The sequence below is a fragment of the Streptomyces sp. DSM 118878 genome (assembly GCF_052936595.1).
In genome coordinates, this window is record NZ_CP193622.1 from 3,018,378 (window position 1) to 3,043,454 (window position 25,077).

At 71.1% G+C, this 25,077-nt stretch carries 24 protein-coding genes; 11 read left to right on the plus strand and 13 right to left on the minus strand.

Annotation, left to right across the window (positions count from 1 at the left end; genetic code table 11):
• Positions 1 to 67: 67 nt before the first annotated feature.
• Positions 68 to 1,651, plus strand: coding sequence for a GAF domain-containing protein (locus ACRAKF_RS13275; RefSeq protein ID WP_447037243.1), 1,584 nt, complete (start codon positions 68 to 70; stop codon positions 1,649 to 1,651).
• A gap of 88 nt (positions 1,652 to 1,739) precedes the next feature.
• On the plus strand, positions 1,740 to 2,480 hold the full coding sequence (locus tag ACRAKF_RS13280; RefSeq protein WP_447037244.1) for an SDR family NAD(P)-dependent oxidoreductase: 741 nt from the start codon (positions 1,740 to 1,742) through the stop codon (positions 2,478 to 2,480).
• A gap of 45 nt (positions 2,481 to 2,525) precedes the next feature.
• Here ACRAKF_RS13280 and ACRAKF_RS13285 read toward each other — a convergent pair whose 3' ends face one another.
• From ACRAKF_RS13285 to ACRAKF_RS13300, 4 genes are all read right to left on the minus strand, one after another.
• Complete coding sequence (locus ACRAKF_RS13285; protein WP_447037245.1) at positions 2,526 to 4,577, minus strand: ABC transporter permease; 2,052 nt, start codon at positions 4,575 to 4,577, stop codon at positions 2,526 to 2,528.
• Positions 4,578 to 4,663: 86 nt separating this feature from the next.
• Positions 4,664 to 5,458, minus strand: a complete 795-nt coding sequence (modA, locus tag ACRAKF_RS13290; RefSeq protein ID WP_447041962.1) for a molybdate ABC transporter substrate-binding protein — start codon at positions 5,456 to 5,458, stop codon at positions 4,664 to 4,666.
• A gap of 31 nt (positions 5,459 to 5,489) precedes the next feature.
• On the minus strand, positions 5,490 to 5,888 hold the full coding sequence (locus tag ACRAKF_RS13295; protein ID WP_447037246.1) for a TOBE domain-containing protein: 399 nt from the start codon (positions 5,886 to 5,888) through the stop codon (positions 5,490 to 5,492).
• A gap of 131 nt (positions 5,889 to 6,019) precedes the next feature.
• A complete protein-coding gene (locus tag ACRAKF_RS13300; RefSeq protein WP_447041963.1) occupies positions 6,020 to 6,943 on the minus strand; it encodes a LysR family transcriptional regulator in 924 nt (307 codons plus the stop codon).
• A gap of 93 nt (positions 6,944 to 7,036) precedes the next feature.
• Here ACRAKF_RS13300 and ACRAKF_RS13305 point away from each other — a divergent pair, with 93 nt between their 5' ends.
• Complete coding sequence (locus ACRAKF_RS13305) at positions 7,037 to 7,918, plus strand: alpha/beta hydrolase (RefSeq protein WP_447037248.1); 882 nt, start codon at positions 7,037 to 7,039, stop codon at positions 7,916 to 7,918.
• Positions 7,919 to 8,175: 257 nt separating this feature from the next.
• Here ACRAKF_RS13305 and ACRAKF_RS13310 read toward each other — a convergent pair whose 3' ends face one another.
• Entirely contained in the window at positions 8,176 to 8,505 is a 330-nt protein-coding gene (locus tag ACRAKF_RS13310; RefSeq protein WP_447037249.1) for a carboxymuconolactone decarboxylase family protein, read from the minus strand.
• A 4-nt stretch (positions 8,506 to 8,509) separates the two neighbouring features.
• Positions 8,510 to 9,721 carry an MFS transporter gene (locus tag ACRAKF_RS13315; RefSeq protein ID WP_447037250.1) on the minus strand — a complete coding sequence of 404 codons (1,212 nt, stop codon included), beginning with the start codon at positions 9,719 to 9,721 and terminating at the stop codon, positions 8,510 to 8,512.
• Between the two features lie 158 nt (positions 9,722 to 9,879).
• Between ACRAKF_RS13315 and ACRAKF_RS13320 the strand changes: the two genes are divergently transcribed.
• Both ACRAKF_RS13320 and ACRAKF_RS13325 read left to right on the plus strand, forming a co-directional pair.
• Positions 9,880 to 11,583 (plus strand): hypothetical protein, encoded by a 1,704-nt coding sequence (locus ACRAKF_RS13320; protein ID WP_447037252.1) that lies wholly within the window; start codon positions 9,880 to 9,882, stop codon positions 11,581 to 11,583.
• Between the two features lie 128 nt (positions 11,584 to 11,711).
• Positions 11,712 to 12,278 carry a TetR/AcrR family transcriptional regulator gene (locus ACRAKF_RS13325; RefSeq protein ID WP_447037253.1) on the plus strand — a complete coding sequence of 189 codons (567 nt, stop codon included), beginning with the start codon at positions 11,712 to 11,714 and terminating at the stop codon, positions 12,276 to 12,278.
• Here the strand turns inward: ACRAKF_RS13325 and ACRAKF_RS13330 are convergent.
• Complete coding sequence (locus tag ACRAKF_RS13330) at positions 12,173 to 12,637, minus strand: MFS transporter (protein ID WP_447037255.1); 465 nt, start codon at positions 12,635 to 12,637, stop codon at positions 12,173 to 12,175. The two genes, ACRAKF_RS13325 and ACRAKF_RS13330, sit on opposite strands and share 106 nt — an antisense overlap.
• A gap of 476 nt (positions 12,638 to 13,113) precedes the next feature.
• On the opposite strand from ACRAKF_RS13330, the gene ACRAKF_RS13335 reads away from it, so the two are divergent.
• On the plus strand, positions 13,114 to 14,562 hold the full coding sequence (locus tag ACRAKF_RS13335) for an MFS transporter (RefSeq protein WP_447037257.1): 1,449 nt from the start codon (positions 13,114 to 13,116) through the stop codon (positions 14,560 to 14,562).
• Positions 14,563 to 14,701: 139 nt separating this feature from the next.
• On the opposite strand, the gene ACRAKF_RS13340 is transcribed toward ACRAKF_RS13335, so the two are convergent.
• Positions 14,702 to 15,331 carry a cysteine hydrolase family protein gene (locus tag ACRAKF_RS13340; protein WP_447037258.1) on the minus strand — a complete coding sequence of 210 codons (630 nt, stop codon included), beginning with the start codon at positions 15,329 to 15,331 and terminating at the stop codon, positions 14,702 to 14,704.
• A 120-nt stretch (positions 15,332 to 15,451) separates the two neighbouring features.
• Here ACRAKF_RS13340 and ACRAKF_RS13345 point away from each other — a divergent pair, with 120 nt between their 5' ends.
• Complete coding sequence (locus ACRAKF_RS13345) at positions 15,452 to 16,456, plus strand: GlxA family transcriptional regulator (RefSeq protein ID WP_447037259.1); 1,005 nt, start codon at positions 15,452 to 15,454, stop codon at positions 16,454 to 16,456.
• Between the two features lie 52 nt (positions 16,457 to 16,508).
• Here the strand turns inward: ACRAKF_RS13345 and ACRAKF_RS13350 are convergent, their stop codons facing one another.
• The 4 genes from ACRAKF_RS13350 to ACRAKF_RS13365 form a co-directional block, all read right to left on the minus strand.
• Complete coding sequence (locus ACRAKF_RS13350; protein WP_447037261.1) at positions 16,509 to 16,943, minus strand: hypothetical protein; 435 nt, start codon at positions 16,941 to 16,943, stop codon at positions 16,509 to 16,511.
• 265 nt (positions 16,944 to 17,208) lie between these two features.
• Positions 17,209 to 18,042, minus strand: a complete 834-nt coding sequence (locus tag ACRAKF_RS13355; protein WP_447037263.1) for a GNAT family N-acetyltransferase — start codon at positions 18,040 to 18,042, stop codon at positions 17,209 to 17,211.
• 138 nt (positions 18,043 to 18,180) lie between these two features.
• Positions 18,181 to 18,825 (minus strand): NADPH-dependent F420 reductase, encoded by a 645-nt coding sequence (locus ACRAKF_RS13360; RefSeq protein WP_447037264.1) that lies wholly within the window; start codon positions 18,823 to 18,825, stop codon positions 18,181 to 18,183.
• A gap of 52 nt (positions 18,826 to 18,877) precedes the next feature.
• Complete coding sequence (locus ACRAKF_RS13365; protein ID WP_447037265.1) at positions 18,878 to 19,687, minus strand: inositol monophosphatase family protein; 810 nt, start codon at positions 19,685 to 19,687, stop codon at positions 18,878 to 18,880.
• Between the two features lie 124 nt (positions 19,688 to 19,811).
• Between ACRAKF_RS13365 and ACRAKF_RS13370 the strand changes: the two genes are divergently transcribed.
• The 3 genes from ACRAKF_RS13370 (at position 19,812) to ACRAKF_RS13380 (ending at position 22,578) form a co-directional block, all read left to right on the plus strand.
• Positions 19,812 to 20,747: a LysR family transcriptional regulator gene (locus ACRAKF_RS13370; protein WP_447037266.1), complete on the plus strand. Its 936-nt coding sequence runs from the start codon at positions 19,812 to 19,814 to the stop codon at positions 20,745 to 20,747.
• An 80-nt stretch (positions 20,748 to 20,827) separates the two neighbouring features.
• Positions 20,828 to 21,637, plus strand: coding sequence for an RNA polymerase sigma factor (locus ACRAKF_RS13375; protein ID WP_447037267.1), 810 nt, complete (start codon positions 20,828 to 20,830; stop codon positions 21,635 to 21,637).
• Positions 21,634 to 22,578: a CU044_5270 family protein gene (locus ACRAKF_RS13380; protein WP_447037268.1), complete on the plus strand. Its 945-nt coding sequence runs from the start codon at positions 21,634 to 21,636 to the stop codon at positions 22,576 to 22,578. The genes ACRAKF_RS13375 and ACRAKF_RS13380 overlap by 4 nt, the downstream gene beginning before the upstream one ends.
• 167 nt (positions 22,579 to 22,745) lie before the next feature.
• Here ACRAKF_RS13380 and ACRAKF_RS13385 read toward each other — a convergent pair whose 3' ends face one another.
• The gene (locus ACRAKF_RS13385) at positions 22,746 to 23,084 is read right to left on the minus strand and encodes a MerR family transcriptional regulator (RefSeq protein WP_447037269.1); all 339 of its coding nucleotides are present in this window, start codon (positions 23,082 to 23,084) and stop codon (positions 22,746 to 22,748) included.
• Positions 23,085 to 24,087: 1,003 nt separating this feature from the next.
• On the opposite strand from ACRAKF_RS13385, the gene ACRAKF_RS13390 reads away from it, so the two are divergent.
• Complete coding sequence (locus tag ACRAKF_RS13390; RefSeq protein WP_447037270.1) at positions 24,088 to 25,056, plus strand: hypothetical protein; 969 nt, start codon at positions 24,088 to 24,090, stop codon at positions 25,054 to 25,056.
• Positions 25,057 to 25,077: the final 21 nt, after the last annotated feature.

Consider the following 25,077-nt stretch of genomic DNA (forward strand, 5'->3'; position numbering starts at 1 on the left):
CGCGCAGCGGGCGCACTGGGCGCACCGACCGCACCGGGCGCACCTCTCGATGGAGTACGTGACGCGGATGCCCGAAGGAGCCGACACACCACTGTCCTCGATGCCGCTGCTCGACGCGGTCCTCGGCGTCGGCACGGACCTCGAACTGCGCACCACGCTCCAGCACGTCGTGGACAGCGCGGCCCGGCTGACCGGCGCGGCACACGCCACCCTCGGCCCCGTCGGCGCCACCCTCGGCCCTGTCGGCGCCACCCTCGGCGCCACCGGCCCGGCGGCGCACGAGAACCCGGCCGGGCTGTTCGTCGCGGGCGGGCCCGGCGGTGGCGTGCCGCCGGTGCGGGACGAGGCCGGGGGCGACGTCATCCGCGTACCGGTCCACGTGCACGACGAGCCGTTCGGCGACCTCGTGCTGTCCGGCAAGGCGGACGGTCCTTTCACCGAGGAGGACCGGCAGCTCCTCAGGATCCTGGCGAGCCAGGCGGGCATCGCGATCGGCAATGCCCGGCTGTTCGAGGCCGCCCGGCGGCGCGAACGCTGGATCGAGGGCGCGGCGGCGGTCACCACGGCGCTGCTCACGGGCGAGGCGGCGGCCGACGCGCTGATGACGGTCGCGGACCGGGCGAGGATCCTCGCGGACGCGGCGGCGGGCGTGATCCTCCAGCCCACGGAGGCGGGCGGCATGCGCATCGTCGCGGCCTCCACGGACGGCGCACCCCACGGCTGGGGCGCCTCGGCCCGCGAACGCCCCCCGGGACCCCCGGCCACCGGCCCCGCGCAGGGCCGCCCCCCGCACCACGACGCCGGCCACGACGATCTCATCGGCACCACCATCGAACCCGGCAGCGCGGTCCTGACCCAACTGCTCGGCGGCGAACCGGTGTTCATCGACGACTCCGCGACCGACCCCCGGATGACGACCCACGTACGCGTCCGCTTCGGACCCAGCATGATGCTGCCGCTCCAGGCGGGCGGGCGGCTCATCGGCACGCTCGCGCTCCCCCGCAGACGCGGCGCGCCCGCCTACACCGCCGCCGAGCGGCTGCTCGCCACCCAGTTCGCCTCGCAGGCCGCCCTCGCCCTCGTCCTCGCCGACGCCCAGCAGGGCCGGCAGCGCCTCGCCGTCTTCGAGGACCGCGACCGCATCGCTCGCGACCTGCACGACCTCGTCGTCCAGCGGCTCTTCGCCACCGGCATGATGCTGGAGTCGACCCGCCGCCGGGCCGCGTCGACCCCGGTGGAGTCCACGCTCGACCGCGCCGTGGACGAGCTGGAGTCGACCATCCAGGAGGTCCGCACGGCCATCTTCGCCCTCCAGCAGCCGCCCGCCGATGCGCCCACCACCTTCCGCGGCAAGGTCCTGCGCGAGACGGCGGGCGCCGCCGCGGTCCTCGGCGTCCAGCCGTCGGTGCACTTCGGCGGGGCCGTCGACGCCCGGGTCACCCGGCCCGCGGCCGGCCACCTCCTCGCCGCGCTGCGCCGCGCCCTGGCCGCCACGTCACGCCGGACCGGCGTCACGCGGGTCGACGTGACGGTCGACGCGCGGGCGACGCTGCCCGACGGGCGGGAGTGCGTACGCCTGACGGTGTACGACGACGGGGACGCGGACGGCGTGGCGGCGGGCACCACGGTGACCTGGCAGGCACCGCTCTGACCGGCGGGCACCGCTCCGAGGGGTGACCGCGGCCTCTTTGAGGGGTGCCGTGAGGAGGCCCCGGAGCGCCGTGGCAGGATCCGGCGGCATGAGCAACGAACCGTCAGATCGTCCTGTCGCCCTGGTCACCGGCTCCACGTCCGGCATCGGCGAGGCCGTCGCGCGCAGACTGGCGGCGGACGGCACCCGGGTCGTGGTGCACTCGCGGCGCAGCACGGACGCGGGCGAGGCGCTCGCGGCGGAGCTCGGCGGCACGTACGTACGGGCGGACCTGGCGGTGGAGGACGAGGCCCGCGGCCTGGTCGAGGCGGCGCTCGAACGGTACGGGCGCCTCGACGTCCTGGTGAACAACGCGGGCATCAGCTGGCCCATCCCCCACGACGACCTGGCCGCGGCGACGCCCGCCGACTGGCGCCGGCTCCTGGAGGTCAACCTGATCGCGCCCTGGGTGCTGTGCACGGCGGCCCTGCCCGCGCTGCGCCGGTCCCCCGCGGGCGGCGGCATCGTGAACGTCACCAGCCACGCCGGGGTGCGCCCCAAGGGATCGTCGGTGCCGTATGCGGCGAGCAAGGCCGCGCTGAACCACGTGACCCGGCTGCTCGCCGCCGCCCTCGGCCCCGAGGTGCGGGTCAACGCGGTGGCGCCGGGCCTCGTGGACACACCGATGACGAAGGACTGGGCACAGGCCCACGAGCTGTGGCGGGAGCGGGCCCCCATGCACCGCCCGGCCCAGCCCTCGGACGTGGCGGACCTGGTGGCCTCGGTACTGGCCAGCACCTACCTCACGGGCGAGGTCATCATGCTCGACGGCGGGCTGAACCTGACCTGACGGCGTGGCACCCCACACGTCGGACGCCCCGTCAGGAAACACCCGTCAGAGCGTCACCACCGACACCTCCGTCGCCTTCACGCTCGTCCACACCTCGGCCCCGTCCACGAGCCCCAGTTCCACCGCCGCCTGCGGGGTGATCTCGGCGACCAGGTCGGGGGCCTCGCCCGAAGCGACCAGGACGCGCAGGCGGCTCCCGGCGGTGGTGATCTCCCGTACGGTCCCGTGCCAGACGTTGCGCGGGCTGCCCTCGGGCCGCTCGCGGTGGACGGAGACCGCCTCGGGGGCGATGACGGCGAGCGCCCGCGTCCCCGCGGCCGGCGGATCGGCGACGACCAGGCGTCCCCGTCCCGCGAGGGCGAGCGTGCCGTCCTCGTCGGCGGTGCCCGGCCAGGCGTTGCGGCCGAGCATCCGCGCCACCCAGGGCGAGCGGGGATGCCGGGTGACCTCGGCCGGCGGTGCGTCCTGCAACGTACGCCCTTCGTCGAGTACGAGGACCCGGTCGGCCAGCGACACGGCCTCCACGGGGTCGTGCGTGACGATGAGGCAGACCCCGCCGAAGCCGTCGAGGTGGCGCCGCAGGGTGTGGCGCACATGGGCGCGGGTGGTCTGGTCGAGGGCGGCGAGCGGCTCGTCGAGGAGCAGCAGCCGGGGCCGGGCCGCCAGCGCGCGGGCCAGCGCGACGCGCTGGGCCTGGCCGCCGGAGAGCTGGGCGGGCCTGCGGTGCGCGAGGTCGCCGACGCCGAGCCGGTCGAGCCACCGCCGTGCGTCACGGCGGGCCTCGCCGCGCCGGACACCCTGGGCGCGCAGCCCGTACGCGGTGTTGCCCAGGGCGTTCAGGTGCGGGAAGAGCGCGCCTTCCTGCGGTACCCAGGCGACGCGGCGGCGGTGCGGTGGCAGCGCGCTGACATCGCGTTCGCCGAGCCGCAGCCGTGCGTGCGCGCGTGGCGTGAGGCCGAGCAGGGCGCGCAGGAGCGTGGTCTTGCCGGCGCCGTTGGGCCCGACGACGGCGATGGTGGTGCCGGGTTCCGCGTCGAGGGTCAGCTCGTTGTGGCCGGTGACGTCGGCGTGCAGGGACCACTTCTCGGCGGGCTCGGGCTCGGGTACGGGCACTGGCTCGGGCCCTTGCTCGGACTCGGGTACGGGTACGGGCTCCCGGTCCGCGGACAGCGCGGCTTCGTCGGCCGGAGCGTGGACCTCGTCGGCGCGCGGCGGCCGCACCCGTACCGCCGCCCCCGCCGACCACCGCCCCCGCAGCCCGATCAGCACGGTCATCGCGATGGCGAGCAGGAGCAGCGAGAGGGAGGTCGCGGCCTCCGGAGAGTCCTGGAGCAGCAGATACACCTGGAGCGGCAGCGTCTGCGTGGTGCCGGGGAGGTTGCCCGCGAAGGTGATCGTCGCGCCGAACTCGCCGAGGGCCCGCGCCCAGGTCAGCGCGGCCCCCGCGACGAGCCCGGGGGCGACCATCGGCATCGTGACGGTGCAGAACACCCGTACCGGCGAGGCCCCGAGCGACGCCGCCGTCTCCTCGAAGCCGGGCCGGAGGCCGCCGAGCGCCCCCTCCAGGCTGATGACCAGGAACGGCATCGCCACGAACGTCGCCGCGATCACCGCTCCCGAGGTGTGGAAGGGCAGCACGATCCCGAAGGTGTTCTCCAGCCAGGGGCCGAGCAGTCCGCGCCGCCCGAAGCCGAGGAGGAGCGCGACGCCGCCGACGGTCGGCGGCAGCACCATCGGGAGGAGTACGAGGGAGCGCACGACCGCCTTGCCGGGGAAGTCGACGCGGGCGAGCAGCCAGGCCAGCGGCACCCCGAGCAGCAGGGAGAGCCCGAGCGCCCAGAAGGAGACGAGCAGGGAGAGCTTCAGGGCCTGGATGACGCCGGGCCGGGACAGATGCGTGCCGAGGTCGCCCCACTCGGTACGGGCGAGGATGCCGACGAGCGGCATCAGCAGGAACGCGATGGCGAGCAGCGCGGGGAGCGCGAGGGCGAGCGGGGCCCGGGTGCGGCCCGGGGTGTGGGTGCGGCCCGGCGGACGAGTGCGTCCCGGCAGGCGAGTGCGTCCCGGAGGGCGGGTGCGGGTGCTCAGGCGACTCATCGGCGGTCCTGGTTCGGGAGGTGACGCGGTGTCGACCGGGCGCCCGTCGCGGGGAGGCATCGGGCGCCCGGAAGCTGATGGCCCGGTTACGGCTGCTGGAAACCGCCGTCCCGCAGGATCTTCTGCGCCTCGGGGCCGCTGAGCCACTTCACGAACGCGGCGGCGGCCTCCGCGTTCTCCGAGCCCTTGAGGGTGGCGGCGGGGTAGGAGGCCACGGCGTTCTGGGCGTCCGGGATCTCGACGGCGTCGACCTTGTCGGGCGCGGTGGCGGCGTCCGTCCTGTAGACGATGCCCGCGTCGGCCTCGCCGAGCTCGACCTTGCTGAGCACGGAGCGGACGTTCGCCTCCTTCGAGACGGGGTTCACGTCGATGTTCTGCCGGTCGAGGACCTGCTTGGCGTACCGCCCGACCGGCACGGTGTCATCGGCGAGAACGACCTTGAGCCCGCTGTCGGCGAGGTCCTTGAGCTCCTTGACCTTGTCCGGGTTGCCGCCGCGGGTGGCGATGACGAGCCGGTTCCTGGCGATGACCGTCGGCTCGCCGGTGTCCGACTTCAGCCCGTCCATCGTCCTGGTGTCGGCGGTGACGAGAACGTCGGCGGGCGCGCCCTGCTCGACCTGCGCGGCGAGCTCCTGGGAACCGGCCGCGGAGACGGTGATGTCGGTGCCGGGGTGCTCCTTCTCGTACGCCTTCTCGGCGGTGGCGAAGACGTCGGTGAGGGAGGAGGCGGCGAGGACGGTGAGCTTCACGCCCTTGTCGCCGCCGGCCGTGGCGCTCCCGCCGTCGTCACTGCCGCAGGCGGCGAGCGGCACGAGCAGCGCGGCGATGACGACCGCGGCGGCGGCACGGCGACGGGCGGGACCGGGGTACTTCGGGAACATCACGGGGCGGGGCTCCTGTTTCGAGTGGTGCTCAGGCGCGGTCGATGTGGACGCTGGTGGACTTGACCCGGGCGGTGGCCTGCACCCCGACCTCCAGGCCGAGTTCCTCCACCGCCTCGCGGGTCAGCAGCGAGACCAGGCGGTGCGGACCCGCCTGGATCTCCACCTGGGCGGCCACGTCACCGAGCTTCACGGCGGTGACGATGCCGGGAAAGGCGTTACGGGCGGAGGTGTACGAGACGTCGTCCTCGCCCGTGCCGCCGCTCTGCGCGACCTCGACGGAGAAGGCGGCCAGGTCCCGCCCGTCGATGAGCCGCCGCCCGCCCTCGTCGCGATGCGTGGCGACCCGTCCGGCGTCCGCCCAGCGGCGGGCGGTATCGGGACTGACCCCGAGCAGACGCGCGGCCTGCCCAATCGTGTAGGACTGCATGTGCGACAAGATAAGCCCATTTGCCTGGCACCTGAAATACCTGATGCGATTCTCCATGGCAGATACGACTTCCCTGGAGATCCGTACGGGAGATCCGTCTGGAGAATCGTCCGGCCCCTTGGCGAGGAGCCCTACGCGGAGACGTGGTCGAGCGCGGCGCCGACATCGGGGCAGTTCGCGCGGATGACGTCGAGGAAGGCGTCCAGCACAGGGGAACGGTCGCGGGCATCGAAGGAAAGGACCAGGTCGGGCAGAGGCGTGCGCGGCGTCACCTCGCAGAACCACGTGCCCCGGCGCGGGGCCGCCAGCATGCGGGAGGGCCCCAGGCCGACGCCCACACCGCAGGCGGCGAGGCCGATGATGGTGTGGATGTCCCTCGCGACGGTCGCGCCGGAGAGCGCCGGGGAGTCCTTGCCCAGCAGGTCCCGCAGCCCCGCGACGACGGCGGGCTCGTCCTCGCCCGGTGCCACGATCAGCGGCTGTCGCCGCAGCCGGTCCACGTCCACCGTGGCCTGCCCCGCGTACGGATGCGTGCTGCTGACGACCGCGACCAGGTGGTCGCGGCCGATCGGCACCGACACCAGCCGCTCGGCCCCGACGCCTCGTGGCCGGCCGAGGCCGATCGCCACGTCCAGGTCGCCTGCGACGAGCGCGGCCGTGCCGCGGCTGGTCGCCATCTCGTGCAGTTCCAGCCGTACGTCGGGCCGTTCGCGGCCGAACCGGCCGAGGACGCCCGGCAGGGGTTCGAGCAGCGCCGAGGCGATGAACCCCAGACGCAGCCGGCCCGTCTCGCCCCGTGCCGCCCTGCCCGCGTCGACCGAGGCCGCCGTGATCTCGTCGAGCGCCCTGCGCGCCCGGGAGAGGAAGGCCGCGCCCGCAGCCGTCGGGAACACCCCCTGGCGGGTGCGGTCGAACAGCCGGGCGCCCACCTCCCGTTCGAGGTCGGCGATCTGCTTGGACAGCGGAGGCTGCGCGATACCCAGGGCGCCGGCCGCCCGGCCGAAGTGTCCGTGCTCGGCGAGGGCCAGTGCGTACCGAAGGTGCCGCGCCTCCATGAGCAGCCTCCCGGCCATATCCCGTAAGTATCGTCACCCAGCTTGTCAGATCTCTCACTGGATGACCGGGGCCGAGGCCCGTGGAATACGGTCATGACCGATCCTTCCTCCGCGGCCGCGGTCGCGGCCGCGACCTCATCCGCGGACACCGTCTTCGTCCTCGTGCACGGGGCCTGGCACAGCTCCGGGCAGTGGGCGGCGACGCAGCGCGCACTCGCCGGGCACGGCGCCGCGAGCATGGCCGTCGACCTGCCGGGGCACGGCTTCGACGCACCGCTGCCCAGCGGATACCTCAAGGCGGGCCAGCCCGGCCTGGCCACCGAGAAGTCCGCGCTCGCCACCGTGACCATGGACGACAGCGCCGAGTCCGTGCTGGACACGCTGCGCCGGGCCCGCCGCCACCACCGTGTCGTCCTCGTCGCACACAGCGTGGGCGGCGGCCCCGCGTCGCTGGCCACCGAGCAGGCACCCGAACTCCTCGACGAGATCGTCTACCTCTCGGCCTTCGTGCCCGCCGGGCGGCCCCGGTTCTTCGACTACCTCGGCTCGCCCGCCAACGCCTCGGCACGGGGCGGGAGCCTCCATCTCGGCGACTCCGGGGACCTGGGCGCCGTGCGCATCAACCCGCTCTCCCAGGATCCCGCCTACGTCGAGGAGTTGCGGCAGACCTACTACCACGACATCCCCGCGGACCGCTTCGGCCGCTGGCGCTCGGCGCTGAGCCCCGATCTGCCGCTGGCCATCCCCACCACGCCGGTCACCGTGACCGCGGAACGGTGGGGGCGCGTCCCGCGGACCTTCCTGCGCTGCGCGGACGACCGGGCGCTTCCGGCAGCCGTGCAGGATCTGATGATCGCGGAAGCCGACCGGGCCGTGCCCGGCAACCCGTTCACCGTGCAAACCCTCCCCGGCAGCCACAGCCCGTTCGCCGCCCGACCCCATGACCTCGCCGCGGCCCTGCTGCGCCGCCGGTGAGTTCGGCGCGCGGGCGCCTGAGTTTGCACGACACCGGACTGAGATGCGTCAGTCAACCTGCCGCCAAGGCGAGCATCGCACTGCGGACGACGGCCCGGCGCGGCGGCGCGACGCTCGTGGACACCTACTTGAATCTGGCCGACTACACGCGGCAGGCTCATGTACGTCCTCGCGACCGCCTTCGGCCACGCGATGACCGGGGCATTCGGACCACTGGGATCACTCGGACGCGGACTACCCGCGCGGCGCTGGTGGGTTCACTCGTCCTCGGCGATGCTCTTCATCGCCTTCCAGCCGTGCGTGACGCCGCCGCCGGCGCGCAGGGCGGCTGCGACCATGACCGCTTCGGCCACATCGGCCTTGGATGCGCCGGCCTTCACGGCACGTTTGGCGTGGTCCTCGATGCAGAAGGGGCACTGCGTCGTCACCGCGACGCCGACCGCGATCAGTTCACGGGTGGCCAGGTCCAGGTTGCCGGTGTCCTTGCTGAACACGGCCTTGTCGAAGCCGAAGAACGCCGAGACCATCTCCGGCGCGGCCTCCTTGATGTCGGCCATGAACTTCACTTCCTCGTGGTGCGAATGCATTGAGTCACCCTTCCTCGTCGTTGTCGTGCTCTCCACCGAAACGGCCCGCGGCGGCCACGCCGGACGGCCGCAGCAGGGAAGGGCTGCGGCGCCGCATCGAGACGCCGTGCGCCACGGCGGCCGCGGCGAGCGGCACGAGGGCCACGGCGGACAGGGCCCGTGGGCCCACTGCCGGGAGCAGGCTCGCTCCGAGCAGGCCTCCCAGGCTCATGCCGAGGTAGACGCACGTGGTGTTGAGCGGGATGAGCAGGTCGCTCCGCTCGGCGAACAGGTCGATGATGCGCACCTGCTGGGGTGAGATGAAGACCGGGTTGAACAGCCCCCACAGGGCGAAGGTCGCGATGCCGGACGCGGGATGTGCGGGCAGGAGTGCGGCACACACGAAGGTGAGCGCCACGCCCGCGATGCCTCCCGCCAGGGTTCGGTCACCGCCGAACCGGTGGTACGCGGCGGCGCCGAGCGTATTGCCGCACAGTGCCACGGCACCGAAGGACAGCAGGATGACCAGCGACATCGTGTCCGAGGCGCCGAAGCGCCGGGGCAGGTAGAGGGCCACGCTGCCGTACACGACGTACTGGCCGATGAGGGCCAGGAAGGTCGTCCACAGGAGGGGCCGGGCCCCCGGAAAGCGCACCACCGATCCGAAGCCGCGCATCCGCAGGACCGTCTTCGGCGGCAGGGGCGGAAGCAGCGCCGTCAGCACGGGCAGACCGGCGAGGATCAGTACGGCGAGGGCGGCGAGGGTCCAGCGCCAGCCGATCAGGGCTCCCGCCGCGGAGGCCAGCGGTGCGCCGAGCACCATCGCCGCGATGGCGCCGCTCCCGACCAGTGACAGCATGCGGGCACGGCGTTCCGGCGGGACGATCATCGCCGCGACGACCGACGCCGTGGGGGCGAAGACGGCCGCGCCGACGCCCTGCACCGCACGGGCGGCGATCATCAGCGGAAGGCGCGGTGCCACGGCGCCGGCGAGGCCGCCCAGCACCATGAGGACCAGACCGACGAGCAGGACTTTCTTGCGGTCCACACGCCGCAGGATCACCGCCGCGACGGGGGCACCCAGGGCGAACACCACCGTGTACACGGTGCTCAGCGCCCCGGCCGCACCGGAACCGACGCCGAGACCGTCGGTGATCAGCGGACCGATCCCGACGATGGCGACCGCGGCGGCCACCATGGCGAAGTAGGCGACGGTCAGGGCGAGAAGGGCCGGCATCGGTGAACGGGGAGAAGGCATGAGGACCTTTTTTCAATACGGTACGGTGCGTATTGAATAGAGGATACGCACGGCACCGCGCGGGAACGACCCGGCCTCTGCTCCCCGGGGCGCTCCGTACGCCGCCGTGCCCACCATCCGAGATCGGAGTCAGCACCGTGACCGACACCGTGACCGACACGTACTACGACCTCGGCGACCACCGCCGCACCGTCACCACGTCCTCCCCGCAGGCGCAGGTGTGGTTCGACCGTGGCCTGCTGTGGGCGTACTGCTTCAACTTCGAGGAGGCCGTGAGCTGCTTCGAGAAGGCTGTCGTCGAGGACCCCGAGTGTGCGATGGCCCACTGGGGGATCGCCTTCGCCAAGGGCCCCAACTACAACAAGGCCTGGCGCTTCTTCGACGCCGCCGACCTCAAGACCTCCGTCGACCGGGCCAACGACGCCCTGGAGCGGGCGCGCGCCGCCTCCGCCTCGTGCACTCCCTTCGAGCGGGCCCTGATCGAGGCCATGGCGGCACGCTTCCCGCGCCACGGCCTCCCCGAGGGGCCGGACGGGTTCGCCGCCCTCGACCGCGCGTACGCCGACGCCATGCGCGAGGTCCACCGGGCTCACCCGGAGGACCTGGACGCCGCGGCGCTGTTCGCCGACGCGCTGCTGTGCGTGAGCCCCCGCGCCCTGTGGGACCTGGACACGGGGGAGCCGGTCGGCTACGGCACTCTGGAGGCCCGCGAGGTCGTCGAGCTCGCCTTCGCCCGGCCGGGCGGAGACCGGCATCCGGCTCTCAACCATCTCTACATCCACCTGATGGAGATGTCCCCGTTCCCGGAGACCGCTCTCCCCGCGGCCGACCGGCTGCGGAACCTGGCCCCCGACGGTGGGCACATGGCCCACATGTCCACGCACATCGACGCCGCCTGCGGCGACTGGCGCCGCGTGGTGGAGTCCAACGCCGTCGCGGTCGCGGCCGACGACCGCTTCTTCGCGCGCGAGGACGGCCGGCACTGGTACTCGCTCTACCGCGCGCACAACCTGTGCGTCCTGGCCTACGGCGCCATGATGTCCGGAAGGTCCCGCGAGGCGCTGGACGCCGCCCGCCGCATCGACGCACTCGTCACGCCGGAACTCCTGCGGATCGACAGCCCGCCCATGGCCGACCTGATGGAGAGCTACCGCACCACCCTGCCGCACGTCCTGATCCGCTTCGGCCGCTGGCAGGAGATCCTCGATCTCGAACTCCCGCCGGACCAGGAGCTGTTCTGCTCGACCACCGCGATGATCCACTACGCACGCGGCATCGCCTTCTCCGCGCTCGGCCGCATCGCCGAGGCCGAGGTGGCCCGAGAACAGTTCGCAGCAGCTCGTACCACGGTGCCCGGGACCCGGTGGAACGCCGTGCCCGCCAAGGAGGTCGACGTCCTCAAGGTCGCCGCCGGGATGCTGGAGGGCGAACTCGAGTACCGCAAGGGCAACTTCGAGGCAGCCTTCGCAGCCTTGGAGCGTGCCATCGAGGCGGAGGACGCGCTGCCCTACACCGATCCGCCCGCCTGGCTCCAGCCGGTGCGCCATGCCTACGGCGCGCTCTCCATGGAACAGGGCCGGATCGAAGAGGCCGCTGCGATCTACCGCGCGGACCTCTACCTGGACCGCGCTCTCGCCCGTCGCCGCACCCACCCCAACAACGTCTGGAGCCTGCACGGACTCCACGAGTGCCTCACCCTCCTGGGACGGCACGCGGAGGCCGGGCAGATCGCCCTGGCCCGCGACATCGCCGTCGCCTCGGCCGACGTCCCCGTCGCGGCCTCCTGTTTTTGCAGGCTGAGCGCCTTCGAGGACGGGGCGGCGTCCTGTTGCGCACAGTGACGTGAACCCCGCCCGGCCGGGCCGCCCCGAGGTGCTCCACACCACCGTGTGTGGAGCACCCCAGGCGTGTCCGGCACCGCTCCGGATTCCCCCACGCACCGTCACGGAACTCACGTAGGCTGATCGGCGTGCAAGGAAGACCACGGGATCCGGCTCGCGACGAGGCGATCCGCAAAGCGGCCCTGGAGATCGTCACGGAACGTGGCTACCGGGGCATGAGCATGGAAGGCGTCGCGGCCCGAAGCGGCGTGTCCAAGCAGGCCGTCTACCGCCGCTACGCCTCGAAGGGCGAGCTGCTGCTCGACGCCCTGGACTCGGTCGGACGTGAGGTGTTCCCGGTGCCGGACACCGGCAGCCTCAGGAGCGATCTGCTGCCGATGGTGCGGGCGGCGTTCGAACTGCATCGCTACAGCGACAAGGCCTTCAGCCAGGCCGTCGCCGCGGAGGCCGCACAGGGACCGGACTTCGCGCGGCTGGCCGTCGAGTCAGTCATCAACCCCCGCCGGGACCTCTTCCGCCGGGTCATCGCGCGCGCCCGCGAGCGTGGCGAGGTCACCTGCCCCGACGACGACGTCCTCATCGACCTGATCTATGGGCCCATGTGGTACGCGCTGCTCTTCGACTTCGACCGGCTCACCGACGAGTACGCCGAGTCGATCACGGACGCGGTGCTCGCGGCGGCCCGTCCCGCCTGAATCCCCCCGGGGTCCGCACGCCGTCCACCACATGCGGGCCCCACGACCGGGCAACCCCACCCCTCAACGCACTCCCCGCACGCGATCGACTGCGGCAAGGCGCTCGCGATGTTGAAGACGCCCAGGTCCTTCGCGGCGTTGCGCGGGTCGGGCAGGACATCGGCCACGAGGGCCAGGCCGATCGCGAAGTAGACGCCGATGCCGATCCCGGAGACGGCCATGGCCACCAGGAACGGGGTCATCTCCCCGGAGAACGCGACGAGCACAAGCCCCATCGAGTAGATGACGGCAGCGGCCAGGACGAAGGGCTTGCGCCGTCGCAGCACGTCGGAGAGGCGGCCGCCGGCGAGACTCGCCACGACCCAGAAGGTCGAGGCATTCGCCCCCGAACACCCGGCGCACGGCTACTTCCGCGAGCGGTACGCGGACATCCGCGACGGTACGGCCCGGACGCGAGCTCCCAGGTCCGCGCGGCCATCACGGAACTCCTCACCGCCGAGGGGATCGAGGCACTGGCGCGGGCCACGCCCGCGGAATGAGCGGACGGCGCGGTCGACGCGCGCGAGCGAGGGCGCACGCGACAGGTACCCGGGCTCCGCGACGGGAGCCGTTCGCCCCGCCGGTGCCGTTCTCGGCCGGTCCCGTCCGCTCGGTAGCCGTTCCTGCCCTCATTATCTCTCCGCCGCCTCACCCCGAGGAAATACCCCCCACCCGTATATGGTTATATACCGGCGGGGGGGTATCCGTCCGCGGTGGACGACCGCAACGGCGGTCAGGCCCCGTGAAGCAGTGCCGACGGCTGGAGATCCTGCGGGCACCGAGCGAAGGAGACGACGTGACAAAGGCGACGAGGCAGCGGGCCGGGATGATCCCGCTGCTGGTCATCGCGACCGCCCAGCTGATGCTGGTGCTCGACGATTCGATCGTGAACATCGCGCTGCCGAGCATCCAGCGGGACTTCGGTGTGACGGCGGAGCACCTGCCCTGGGTGGTCAACGCCTACATCCTCGCGTTCGGCGCGCTGCTCCTGCTCGGTGGCCGGATCGGCGACCTGTGGGGGCGCCGCCGCACCCTGCAGCTCGGTATCGCGGTCTTCGTGATCGCGTCGCTGGCGGGCGGGCTGGGGCAGAACGTCACCATGCTCATCGTCGCCCGTGCCGTGCAGGGCGTCGGAGCGGCGCTGACCGCCCCGAACGCGCTGGCCCTGATCACGACCACCTTCCCCGACCGCAAGCTGCGCGACCTCGCGCTGTCCCTCTACGGGGCGATGTCCGCGCTGGGGATCGTCGTCGGACTGCTCCTCGGCGGTGTCCTGACCGACCTCCTCGACTGGCGGTGGGTGTTCTTCATCAACGTCCCGTTCGGCCTGCTCGTTCTCCTCGGCAGCCGCAGCCTGGTCGCTGCCGCCCGTCACCCCGGCCGGGTCGGCACGGTGGGTGCGGTGCTGGGCACCGGTGGAATGGTCGCGCTCGTCTACGCGATCACGAGGTTCGGCGAGGACGGCTTCACCGACCCGGTCGCGCTGGTCCTCCTGGCGGCGGCCGCCGTACTGCTCGTCGCGTTCGTCCTCACCCAGGCCCGTAGTGCCCACCCCCTGGTGCCGCTGAGCCTGTTCAGGGACCGCAACCGCTCCGGCGCCTACCTGACCATGCTGCTGCTGGCCATCGGCCCGATGGGCACGTTCTACGTCGTCACCCTCTACCTCCAGCAGGTGCAGGAGTTCAGCCCCCTTCGCACGGGAGCGGCATGGCTGCCGTTCGCCGCCGGACTGGTGCTCGGCGCCGGAGCCGCCCCGAAGCTCCTGCTGAAGATCGCCCCCCGCTCCGTCGCCGCTCTCGGCGCGCTGCTGAGCGCCCTGGCCGCGTTCTGGTTCTCCGCGATCACCGTCGACACGGGCTACTGGCCGCACCTGGCGCCGGCGATGTTCGTCCTCGCGCTCGGTTTCGGTCTCGGCGTCCTCGCCCTGACCCAGGCAGCGGTCTACCGCGTCGACGCGGACAAGGCCGGGATCGCCTCGGCCCTGCTCAACTCCGCGCAGCAGATCGGTGTCGCTCTCGGCCTGGCCGTACTCGCCGGGGTCGCCGCCACCGTCACCGCGCAGCCGGAGAAGGCCGCGCTGGGCACCGGCGAGGCGCTGGTCGCCGGATACGGCGCGGCCCTGACCGTCGCCGTAGGCGTCCTCCTCGCCGCCGGGCTTCTCGCTCTCACCATCCTCAGCGCCCGCCCGGCCACAGAACAGGACATGCCTGAGTCTGTGGAGACGAACACCGGGGCGGGAAACTGACCGGGTGCCGGTCGGTGCCGGTCGGTGCCACCCGACAGGGCGGCGGGGGTGACGCCGTTCTCCGCGAGGCCCGCCGGTGTGAGAGCGCCACGGCGTCGTCCCGTGAGGTGCTCTCACACCGTGGAGGGCGGTGTACCCGTCAGTGAGCGGCGCCGCCCTGCAAGGCCGAGGTGACGAGGTCGCTCTTGGCGGGTCGGTCTGCGGCGGTGACGGCCGATGCCCAGGCGTCGGTGGTGGTGACCGCCGCCCAGTTCGAGTGCAGCAGCGTCATCAGGGTTCCGTGGACCTGCTGCGCGGAGGCGGTCCCGGCCTCGTTGGAGAGGTGGACGGCGCCGGTCGCGTCGGAGAGGACCTCGACCGTGAAACCGAGGGGCTCGGCGGCGGCGGAGGTGGACAGGACGCAGTTGTTCGTCATGTAGCCGACCAGAGTCAGCGTGTCGATCCCGTTCTCCCGGAACCAGTCGGCGAGGCCGGTGGAGGTGAAGATGTCGGAGAAGTTCTTGGTCACTCGCTTGACCGTGGAGCCGAGGCGGCGCTCCACCTCGGGGTGGAGCTCCCAGCCGGGCGAGCCGGCCGCGAAGACCGGGAACCCTTCGGGGGCCTCGTGCCGGACGGCGACCACAGGCATGTCCGCCCGCGTGGCGATGTCCAGGGCACGCAGGATGTTCGCCAGCGACGCGTCGCGGGGCGGGTACTGGATGCTCAGCGGTCCGTCGAAGTACTCCTGCTGCACGTCGATGAGGACAAGGGCGCGGCGTGGGGCGGTCAACGTTCTCTCCTGTTCCTGGGCGGATGCGGCGCGGAGGGCGCCGCGGACCCCATCCTCACCGGGCCGCGCGCACTACAGTGAGTGGCAGGAAAGCAGATAATCGATGAGATCAGGACAGGCATGCGCATCGCCATTCACGCCTTCGACGGGATCACCGCCTTCCATCTCGCCACGCCCCTGCTCGTGTTCGGCGAGGTGGCCCGGCAGGGTCTGGCGCAGGGCTGGACCACCACGGTGTGGAGCGCGGACGCGCGCCCGGTCCGCACCTCGGAGGGGATCCTGATCGGTGACCTCGCCGGGCCCGCCGCGGCGGAATCGGCCGACCTGCTCGTCTTCCCTTCCTGGCCGACCGACCTCCCGGAACCGGACGGCGAGTGCGTCGCCCTGATCCGGGACGCGCACGCTCGCGGGGCGGGGATCACCGGGCTCTGCCTCGGCGCGTTCCCCGTGGCGGGCAGCGGCGTGCTCGACGGCCGCACCGCGGCCACCCACTGGGCCCTGGCGGAACAACTGGCCGAACGCTACCCCGCCGTGGACGTGCACGCGGATGCCCTGTACTTGGACCACGGTGACGTGCTCACCTCGGCCGGCACGGCCTCCGGGCTCGACGCCTGCCTCCACCTCGTCCGCAACCGGCTGGGATCCGCGGCGGCCGCCACCGTCGCGCGTCATCTCGTCATCGCCCCCCACCGGGAGGGCGACCAGGCCCAGTACATCGACCGGCCCGTGCCCGACGACGCCGCGGGGCCCATCGGTGACACGATCACCTGGGCCCTGGCCAACCTCGACCAGTGCCTGTCCGTCACCGAACTCGCCGCCCACGCGCACATGAGCACCCGTAACTTCTCCCGCCGGTTCTACGAGACGACCGGCATGAGCCCGGCCAGGTGGGTCCTCACCCGCAGGCTCGACGAGGCCCGCAGACTGCTGGAGACGACCACCTGGAGCATCACCCGCATCTCGGCGGCATGCGGATTCGCCAGCGCCGTGACCTTCCGGCAGAACTTCACCGCGCACTACGCGACCACACCGACGTCATACCGCCACCGCTTCACCCACCACACGGGGGCGGCCGGCCCCGCGCCGGACCTCTTCGATCCCCGGGCGGAGGGAGCACCGGCATAGACACGTCCCGTCGCACCGGTCCCGCCCGCGTCCTGGCCGCGGTCGGAAGGGCTCACTTTCGGACCCGGCCCCATGGCTTGAAGACCGAGAGCGCTGTGGCGAAGCTCAGGAGAGCGAGGGCGGTGGCGGCGAGGAACGAGACGAACCAGATGTCCTGCAACGGTTGCTCGCCCGAGGCGAGTTCGGTGATGGGGCCCAGGAATGCCAGCATCATCGCGCAGGCGACGACGTTGAGGATCAGCTTCACAGCGACCCACCAGTAGCGTACGAGTGCCCATTTGGTGGCCGGCCCCAGCAGGATGCCGGTGACCAGGCAGACCGTCCCGGCCACGAGAGCCGCCAGGAGGAGAGGGACGACGAAGAAGTCGGCGAGTGCGCGGTCCACAGCGGTGCGGTCGTCGCCCGCGCGGAACCAGCCGATCGCTACCAGGACTACGGAGATGACGTTGATGCCGATCCAGGCTCCCGCCGACACGACATGCGTCACCAGAATGCTCTTGCGCAGCCGAGCCGGGATACGCCAGCGGACTCGGTTCACTCGCGCCGGTGGGGCAGGCCGAGGAGCGGTGAGGGTACTCATGGTTGTCCTTGTCTGCGAGTGCGCGATGTATGGGGAAGCTGCCTGAGCGGAAATGTGGGCTTCCGGAGCCAGGACACGAGCCCACCCCTGGGTGGGGGAATGCCCGCGATGCGGGGCATCCGGGCGAACGCATCCCCCACTACGTTCGCTACCTCCGGAGGGGTTTTCGCTCCTACGCGTGCCACTGCCAGTGAGTGCGGTCGTACATCGGCTCGAAACCGGCGCGCAGCATGTTGTGCAGGGACGGGTTGTGTTCGCCGGGGCCCTCAGCGCCGGTCTCCGCGACGATCCATCGGCAGCCCTCGGCCTCGGCCGCGCGGAGACGGGCGGCGAGCAGGGCTGACTGGGCCCCGCGGCCACGCGCGTCCGGGGCCGTGGCCCCGGCGAACATGTGGGCGCACTCGCCGTTGAAGAAGACGCTCCCGACCGCGACGATCCGCTCCCCGGCCCAGACCGCGTACTGCCGCCAGTTGGCCCTGCCCACGAAGGACGCGGCCATCTCGATCATGTCGGGTGCGGTGAACCCGAAGGTGGTCTGCATGACGGTGGCCCACTCGTGGGCCTGCTGGGCCTCGACGACTCCGACGCGCCGGCCGGGGGTCAGCGGGGGAAGACCGTCGAGGGCAGGCGTGACGTCGAGGTCGCGGCCCAGCTTGACGAATCGGCTGCCCTCAGTGAGACCCAGCTTCGCGGTGGTGGCGGCCCAGTCCGGCGGCAGCAGATGCGGGGCGATCATGATCGAGCCCTGTGTCACCCCCTGGGCCCGGTAGAAGTCGCCTATCCGAGCCAGGTCCTCGGCGGTGATCGGTCGCTCGGTGTCGAAGCCGCCGGCCCGGTTGAAGAAGTGGCTCGGGTCCTCGCGGATGGCCATGGCGTGTGGCGGGGCTGCGTTCAGGATGCCGAGGCCCAGGGCCTTCCGCACGGATGCGGGAGCGCTGTTCGCGAAGTCGACGTAGGCCTTGATCTCGGTGAGCTCGGCGACGTCTGTTGGCACTGTGGTGGTCATGTGCGGTTCCTTGTCCCCTGTGTGGTGGTGCTGGTGGTGCTGGTGGCGGCGAGGTTGCGGTATGGCCGGGGGCAGGGCTGAGGACATTCCGTAGGCCCGGCGCTGTCATGCCGGAGGCACCACTGCCCGCGGCTCGGGTCAGCGTGCGAGGGAGACGGCGAAGGGGGCGAAGCCGTTGCGGCGCAGGACGTGGGGGACGAGGAGGATCACGGCTTCGGTGGAGCGGGCGGTGGTGACGTCGCCCAGGTCCTCGATCCAGTCGGGCTTCCAGCCCAGGTCGTCGAGAAGGCCCGTGACGGTCTTCTTTGCCTGCTCGCTGTTGCCGGAGAGGTAGGCGGTGGGCGGCTGGGTCAGGGATCCGGGGGCGGTCATGACCGTGAACAGCATGGTGTTGAGGGTCTTGACGACGTGAGTGTCGGGCAGGGCGGCCTGGAGTCCTTCGGCGAGGCTGCCGCCGGGGTAACACAGGTCGCCGGGGAGCCCGTCGGCGGCGTCGTGAGTGGCGTTGGATACGTCGATGAGGATCTTGTCGGTGAGTTCGTCCTGCAAGGCGGTGAGCCGCACCAGGGTGCTGTCGCCGGGGGTGGCGTTGATCACGATGTCCGCAGTGCGGGCGGTGGTGGCGTGGTCGGCACAGCGGATGGCAAGTCCTTCCGCTGACGCGGGGCTTGTCTCTTCGCCGAGCCGGCGGTGGCCGAGGGTGACGTGGTGTCCCGCGGTGACGAGAGCGCGGGCGAGGGTGGTGCCGACGCGGCCGGTGCCCAGGATGCCGATGCTGGCCATGTTGAGGTGCTCCTTGTGAACTGGGGAGTTGGGGCGGTGGTGGGGTGGGTGGTCAGATCGAGGACAGGACGTCGAGCGCTGCGGTGTGGATGCGGGGGGCCGCGGCCAGGAAGTCGCGGCTGCCCGCCGTCCAGGGCTTGCCGTCCAGGTCGGTGACGGTGCCTCCGGCCTCGGTGACCAGCAGGGCGCCGGCGGCCAGGCCGGAGCGGACGTCGGAGAACTGCCAGAAGGCGTCCATGCGTCCGGCGGCCACATGGATGAGCTGAAGTGTGGCCGGGACGGAGACACGCACAACGAGGCCGGCGGTGAGCATGGCGGTGACCGACGTACCGATCCGGCGGAAGGTGTCGGTGCTCTCGCCGGGCCGGGCCTGTCCGGTGCCGATCAGCGCGGCACCCAGGTCATCCTTGGCCGACGCGGTCAGAGAACGGCCGTTGAGGTGGGCGCCGCCGCCGGCAGTGGCGGTGTAGGTGTCACCTGCCAGCGGGAGGTGCACGACCGTGAGCACCGGCTGGTTGTCGCGCACCAGGGTGGCGGTGACGGCCCAGTCGGGCATGCCGTGGACGTGGTTGATGTTTCCCTCGGCCGGGTCACAGACCCACCACTCGCCCGGCGGGAGCGCTCCTCCCGCCAACTCGTCCTCCACCCACCGCGACCCCGGCAGGGCCTTCAGCAGCGGCTCCCGCATCACGGCGAGGACCGCGTCGTCATTGGCGTGGATCTCGCCGACGACCTCCTCCAGGCTCATACCCCGGGCATGGGTCGTGCAGCGCCTGCGCAGGATGACTCCCGCGGCCTTCACCACGGCGGTCACCGCGGGCAGAAGCGTGGTGTCAGGGCTGGAAGGCATGGCTGTGCTCATCGCGTACTCCCTGGATTCGGTGGAAGCGGGGAGTGATGAGTTCTCGCGTCGGCCCCGCACCTCGAAGGTAGAAGCCCTCACCATTAACAACAAGTGCATGGTGAACACTCGTACAGTTACTGCCATGCAACTGGATTTGAATCTGCTCACCGCCCTGGACGCACTGCTGGAGGAAGGCAGCGTGACCGGGGCCGCGGCCCGCCTCCACGTCACCGCACCCGCGATGAGCCGGTCTCTGGGCCGTATCCGCAAGGTCACCGGCGATCCGATCTTGGTCCGCACGGGGCGCCATATGACCCCCACGACCCGCGCGCTGGCCATGCGCACCGAGGTTCACGCCCTGGTACAGCAAGCGCACCATCTGCTGTCCGCCCAGACGGAACTCGACCTGGCGAATCTGGAGCGGGTGTTCACCGTTCGCTGGCACGACGCCCTCACCACCACCTGCGGGACGGCCCTGATCGCCGCCGTGCACCGTCAAGCCCCGGGGGTGCAACTACGCCTCACCGCCGAGCCCGGTGACGACACCCCCGAGCTGCGCCGCGGCGAGGTCGACATCGCCTCCAGTAGCGGGCCGTCGCCCCTGCCCGACATACGCCACCGCCTCATCGGCCGCGACCGGCTCGTCCTCGCCGTCCGGCCGGGCCACCCGCTCACCGAACAGCCTGTGAGCACCGCGAGATACGCGGCGGCCGACCACCTCACCGTCTCCCGCCGTGGACGCCTGCGTGACCGGATCGACGACGCACTGGCCGCACTCGGCCACGAGCGCCGCGTCGTCGCCTCCGCCCCCACCACGGCCACCGCACTGCAACTCGCCTGCGACACCGACCTCGTGGTCACCCTGCCGGACGCGGTCACCCACTCCTCCCGCCACCAACTCGGCCTGACGACACTGCCACTGCCGCTCGAACTGCCCGCCGTACCCCTCCACCTGCTCTGGCACCAGCGCCACGACAATGACCCCGCCCACACCTGGCTGCGCGAAACAGCCACCCGAACCCTCCAGCCCCTGTTCACCCCGCCACAGGCGGTTGCACCCAGGGATCAGGGCTGCTGACGGCCCCCAGCCACCAACGAACACGCACAGGTGTGAGGGCCGTCACAGAGACGGTGGATGCCGGGCGGACAGGACTGGTTGTGGAACCTTCCCTACGTGATCAGATAAGGGCCGGTGACCCGGACGCCTTCGGTGAGTTGTTCGATGCGCATGCTCGGGCCGTGTACAGCCATGCCGCACGGCTGACAGGAGACCGGGGCGCGGCCGAGGACATAGTGTCCTTGACCTTCCTGGAGGCGTGGCGGCTGCGGGAGAAGCTGAGGCCCGATGCCGCAGCCCCCGGAGGAGACGCCGAGGGCGAGGGCGGGGACGGCCTGCGGCCCTGGCTCTACGGCATCGCCACCAATGTCATGCGCAACACCCGCCGAGCCGCCCGCCGGCACAGCGCCGCGCTTGCCCGACTCCCGAACCGCCCGGAGGGTCACGACACCGTACTGGACTTCGCGGACGAACTTGTCGGCCGCATGGAGGACTCCGAACGGCTCGCTGCCGCCCGCACGGCGCTCGGCCGGCTCCGCAGCTCCGAGCGCGAGGTGTTCGCCCTGTGCGTCTGGTCGGGCCTGAGTTACGCGGCCGCCGGCGAGGCCCTGGGCGTACCGGCCAGCACGGTGCGGTCCCGGCTCTCCCGGACCAGGAAACGCCTGCGGCACCTGTCGGAAGCGGAACTGGCCCGGCGTACGTCCGGCAAGCGGCCGCCGTCGAGCCCGGGAGCGCCAGGTGACCCCGGGCCAGTGGATATCGGACCAGTGGATACCCCACCCGGCCCAGAAAAGCCGAGACTCTCCCGTGGCCCCCTCCCTCGCCCCATCCCTCACCCCATCCCTCGCCCCGGACAGGTAACGGGTGGCCGCTCTGAAGCGGTCCGGCTGACGCAGGAGGAGCACCGATGAACCCCGAGAAGCGCGAAGAACTGGCCAGGCTGCTGCCGGCCCCGGGTGAACCGGTCCTGACGATCGACCGTCATGACGTGTTGAAGGACCACCTGATGCGAGAGCTCACCAAGAAGGCCCAGAGCACCCGGGAGACCGCGATGACGCCCAGGTCGCGAGAGTCTGCCCGCCGTCGTCGGTTTGCCATGATCGGTGTGCCCCTTGCCACAGCCGCCGCAGTCACCGCGGCAGTCGTCGCCGGCACCGTTGAACCGAGAACTCCCACGACCGATCAGGAAGCGGTCGAGCTCCTGAACCGCATCGCCACGGTCGCCGCCGCGAAGAAGTCCGTAACCGTCCGCGACGACCAGTACATCTACATCAACACCCAAGGCTCGCTGGAGATCACGGACGTAGAGGACAGCGGCACCCAGGTCCACCGACGCTCGAACTGGACCGCCGTCAATGGCAAGCGCCCCGGACTGGCCCGGATCACCGTGCTGTCGGGCCCGAACCTCCCCGGGCATCGGACCCCCAGAGGCGTCGCGGAGGACATGAGGCTGTCCGCCGACCCGAACATCACTACCTACCGCGAGCTGGAGGCGCTGCCCACCGACCCGGACGCCCTGCTCAAACAGGTCTACGACGACACGAAAGACAAGGGCTCGATCAACCGGGGCGCGGCGCTGGAAATGATCGGTGACATGCTCGACGACGCGACGCTCCTCCCCGAGCTGGACGCCGCGCTCTACCGCGCTGCGGCGAAGATCCCGGGCATCACGGTGGTTCAGAAGGCCAAGGACTTCGCCGGCCGTCCGGGGATCGGCCTGAGCTTCGAGAACGGCGACGACCGCGGTACATGGGTCTTCGACAAGAAGTCCCTCACCTACCTGGGCTCGGACGACGTGGCGCTGCTCGGCACCGGAATAGTGGACAAGGCAGGCGAGACACCGAGCAACTGAAATCGGCCAGTGGCCAGAGACGAGCGGGTCCAGCTCATCCAGGACCTCTTCGCGGCCGACCGCTCTCGGTCCAAGATTCGCAGAAGACGAGGCTGCCCGGAACACTCGGCGTTCCGGGCAGCATGCTGCCCGATGGCAGCGAAGCTCTGGGAGAGGCCCTGGCCGTCTCAGGCCGCGGTCGGCGGGTTCGCCGATTCGGCGGCGCGGCGGTGTTGAGCGTTGATGCGCTGTGCTTCCTCAAGCTGGTCCTCGAGGATGATGATGCGGCAGGCGGCCTCAATGGGAGTCCCGTTGTCGACGAGTTCCCGGGCGCGGGCGGCGATGCGCAGTTGGTAGCGGGAGTAGCGGCGGTGGCCGCCTGCGGAGCGCAAGGGGGTGATGAGGCGGGCTTCGCCGATGGCGCGGAGGAAGCCCTGGGTGGTGCCGAGCATCTCGGCGGCCCGGCCCATCGTGTAGGCGGGGTAGTCGTCGTCATCGAGACGGTCGAACGAGTCGTCTGCTGTCATTTGCACCTCTCTGTGGAACGCGTGGAGGGGCCCGGGTGCGATATGGCACCCGGGCCCCGAAGGAACTGCTACACCATCTGCCGACCCTGATGCTGCGTCGGCCTTCTGTTTCCGCTGACCCGACCTGAAAGGCGTCGGGTTTGCAGGGATCGCGGTTGCTTGACCGGAGACCACCTCACTATCGATGTCCTGCGGTACCCGGGCTCAAGACTTCCGCCCGGGCGATCCTGATGGTGTCTGGATCCTCCGTTCTTCCCTCTGAGATCACTTACCTACTGCTGGTGATGCGAACTGCTCGGTGACCTGAGTAAGCGCCACTCTTCGGCAGCCAGCCCCGTCGCCTGTCCTGCGTCTGCTCTGGCTTAGAACCCCACTGCCGAACTTCCCGGTGCGCGCGTCCGCAGCCGACGCCTTCGCCGAGGTGCTGCTCACTGACTACTTCGCTGCTGGGTAACGCGTCCTGCACTTACGGATACTGCGGTACTGCTCACGGCGGCCCCTGATCACTGCGGGCCACCCGGTCCGGTCGCCAGTCCCGTCGCCGTCCTGCAACAACCCTGGCTTCGAAACTCCGCCACCGCACCGTCCTGCCAACTGCAACTGCTGGTACTGCTGCCCGGCAGTTCATCTCTGCCGGGCCCTGCTGACTTCCTTGGCTACGAGAGAAACCATAAGCACATCGCACCCCAATGTCTACCCCAGTCAGTATAGATTTTCGTTCGTTCGGCGGTGAGGAAACCAACCTCGAACGGTGACGCCGCAGGGTCAACGGCGGCACCGGAGGCTTCGGCCGGCCCATGGTCAACCACCTCGCCCGCGCCACCGCGGTTACCCCGTCGGAACCACTGACAATTCCGCGTCGGCCGACACAGTCACCTCGGCCTCGTGGGGCCGGTCGGCAGAGGACCTGTGAACGGCGCTGGGGGTCTCCCCTGCCGGGATTCACCCCGTAGGGTGCCTGGACCGATCGAGGTACAGAACATGCAGGGTACGGGGGTACCAGGTGACGGATACGGCTGCTTCGACCGAGCCCAAGTGGCTTCGTCAGTGGACGTTGCCCGTTGAGCAGTGGGTACGCGGCCACTCGTCCACCTGGCAAGCCGCAGCCGGGACTCTGGTGGGGTTTCCGCTGCCGATCCTGGTCGTCGTGATGGTGATGCTCGACCGCCCGACGGGCGGGATGATCTCAACCTTGCTGTGTGGCCCCGCGGCACTGCTCGCCGGCTGGCTGCTGTTCCCCTACTTCCAGGAGCTTCCACGGAAGCCCCAAAGCCGGATCGTCCTTGCGCCTGTGCTGGGCTACATCGGCCTCGTCGTACTCTTCACCACTTGTTCCCTCTTGCTCGGGGCGGAAGATCGCGGCCAGGCGGCGATGCTGCTATTCCTCGTCTGGATCTATCACGCACTCACCGGGACCCGACTCGAACCCTCCCGCTTCCCTTACGAGCACCTTCGCTTCCGCCTGCTCCGTGCCGCCCCCATGAGGGTGTTCACCATGTGGTGCGCGCTCATTGGCCTGCTGTGGCTGATTCAGTACGCACGGGGTCAGGAGCTCTACAAGGTTGCCCTCTTCGGCGCCACGGTCACCCTCGGCGGGACGGGCGTCGCTGCCACGCATCGAATGTTGGCACGCGCTCGCCGGCTGCGGACAGACCTGGACAAGCAGGCGGCGGAGTTGATGACCGTGCTGGAGGAACTTCGCGTCTTGCCGGACGAGGACAAGACGAAGCAGAAGTTCGCGGTGCAACGGGCTTGGAAGACGCTCCGACAGACGCTCGCCAACCGGGTCGACACAGGGGTCAGCATCTCGGGAGTCTTCGTGCTGCCGAGCGCGGCGCTCGTGGAGCTGGAGAAACTGGTGCTGGAGCTCCAGCGGTCGCGGGGAGCCAATGATCAGGCATACCGGGCGGCCGTGGCTCGTCTCCGCATGATCTGTATGGCTTGCGCAGGCAAGACGGACACCTTGGCATAGAAGTGCTTGAGGGAGCGGCTT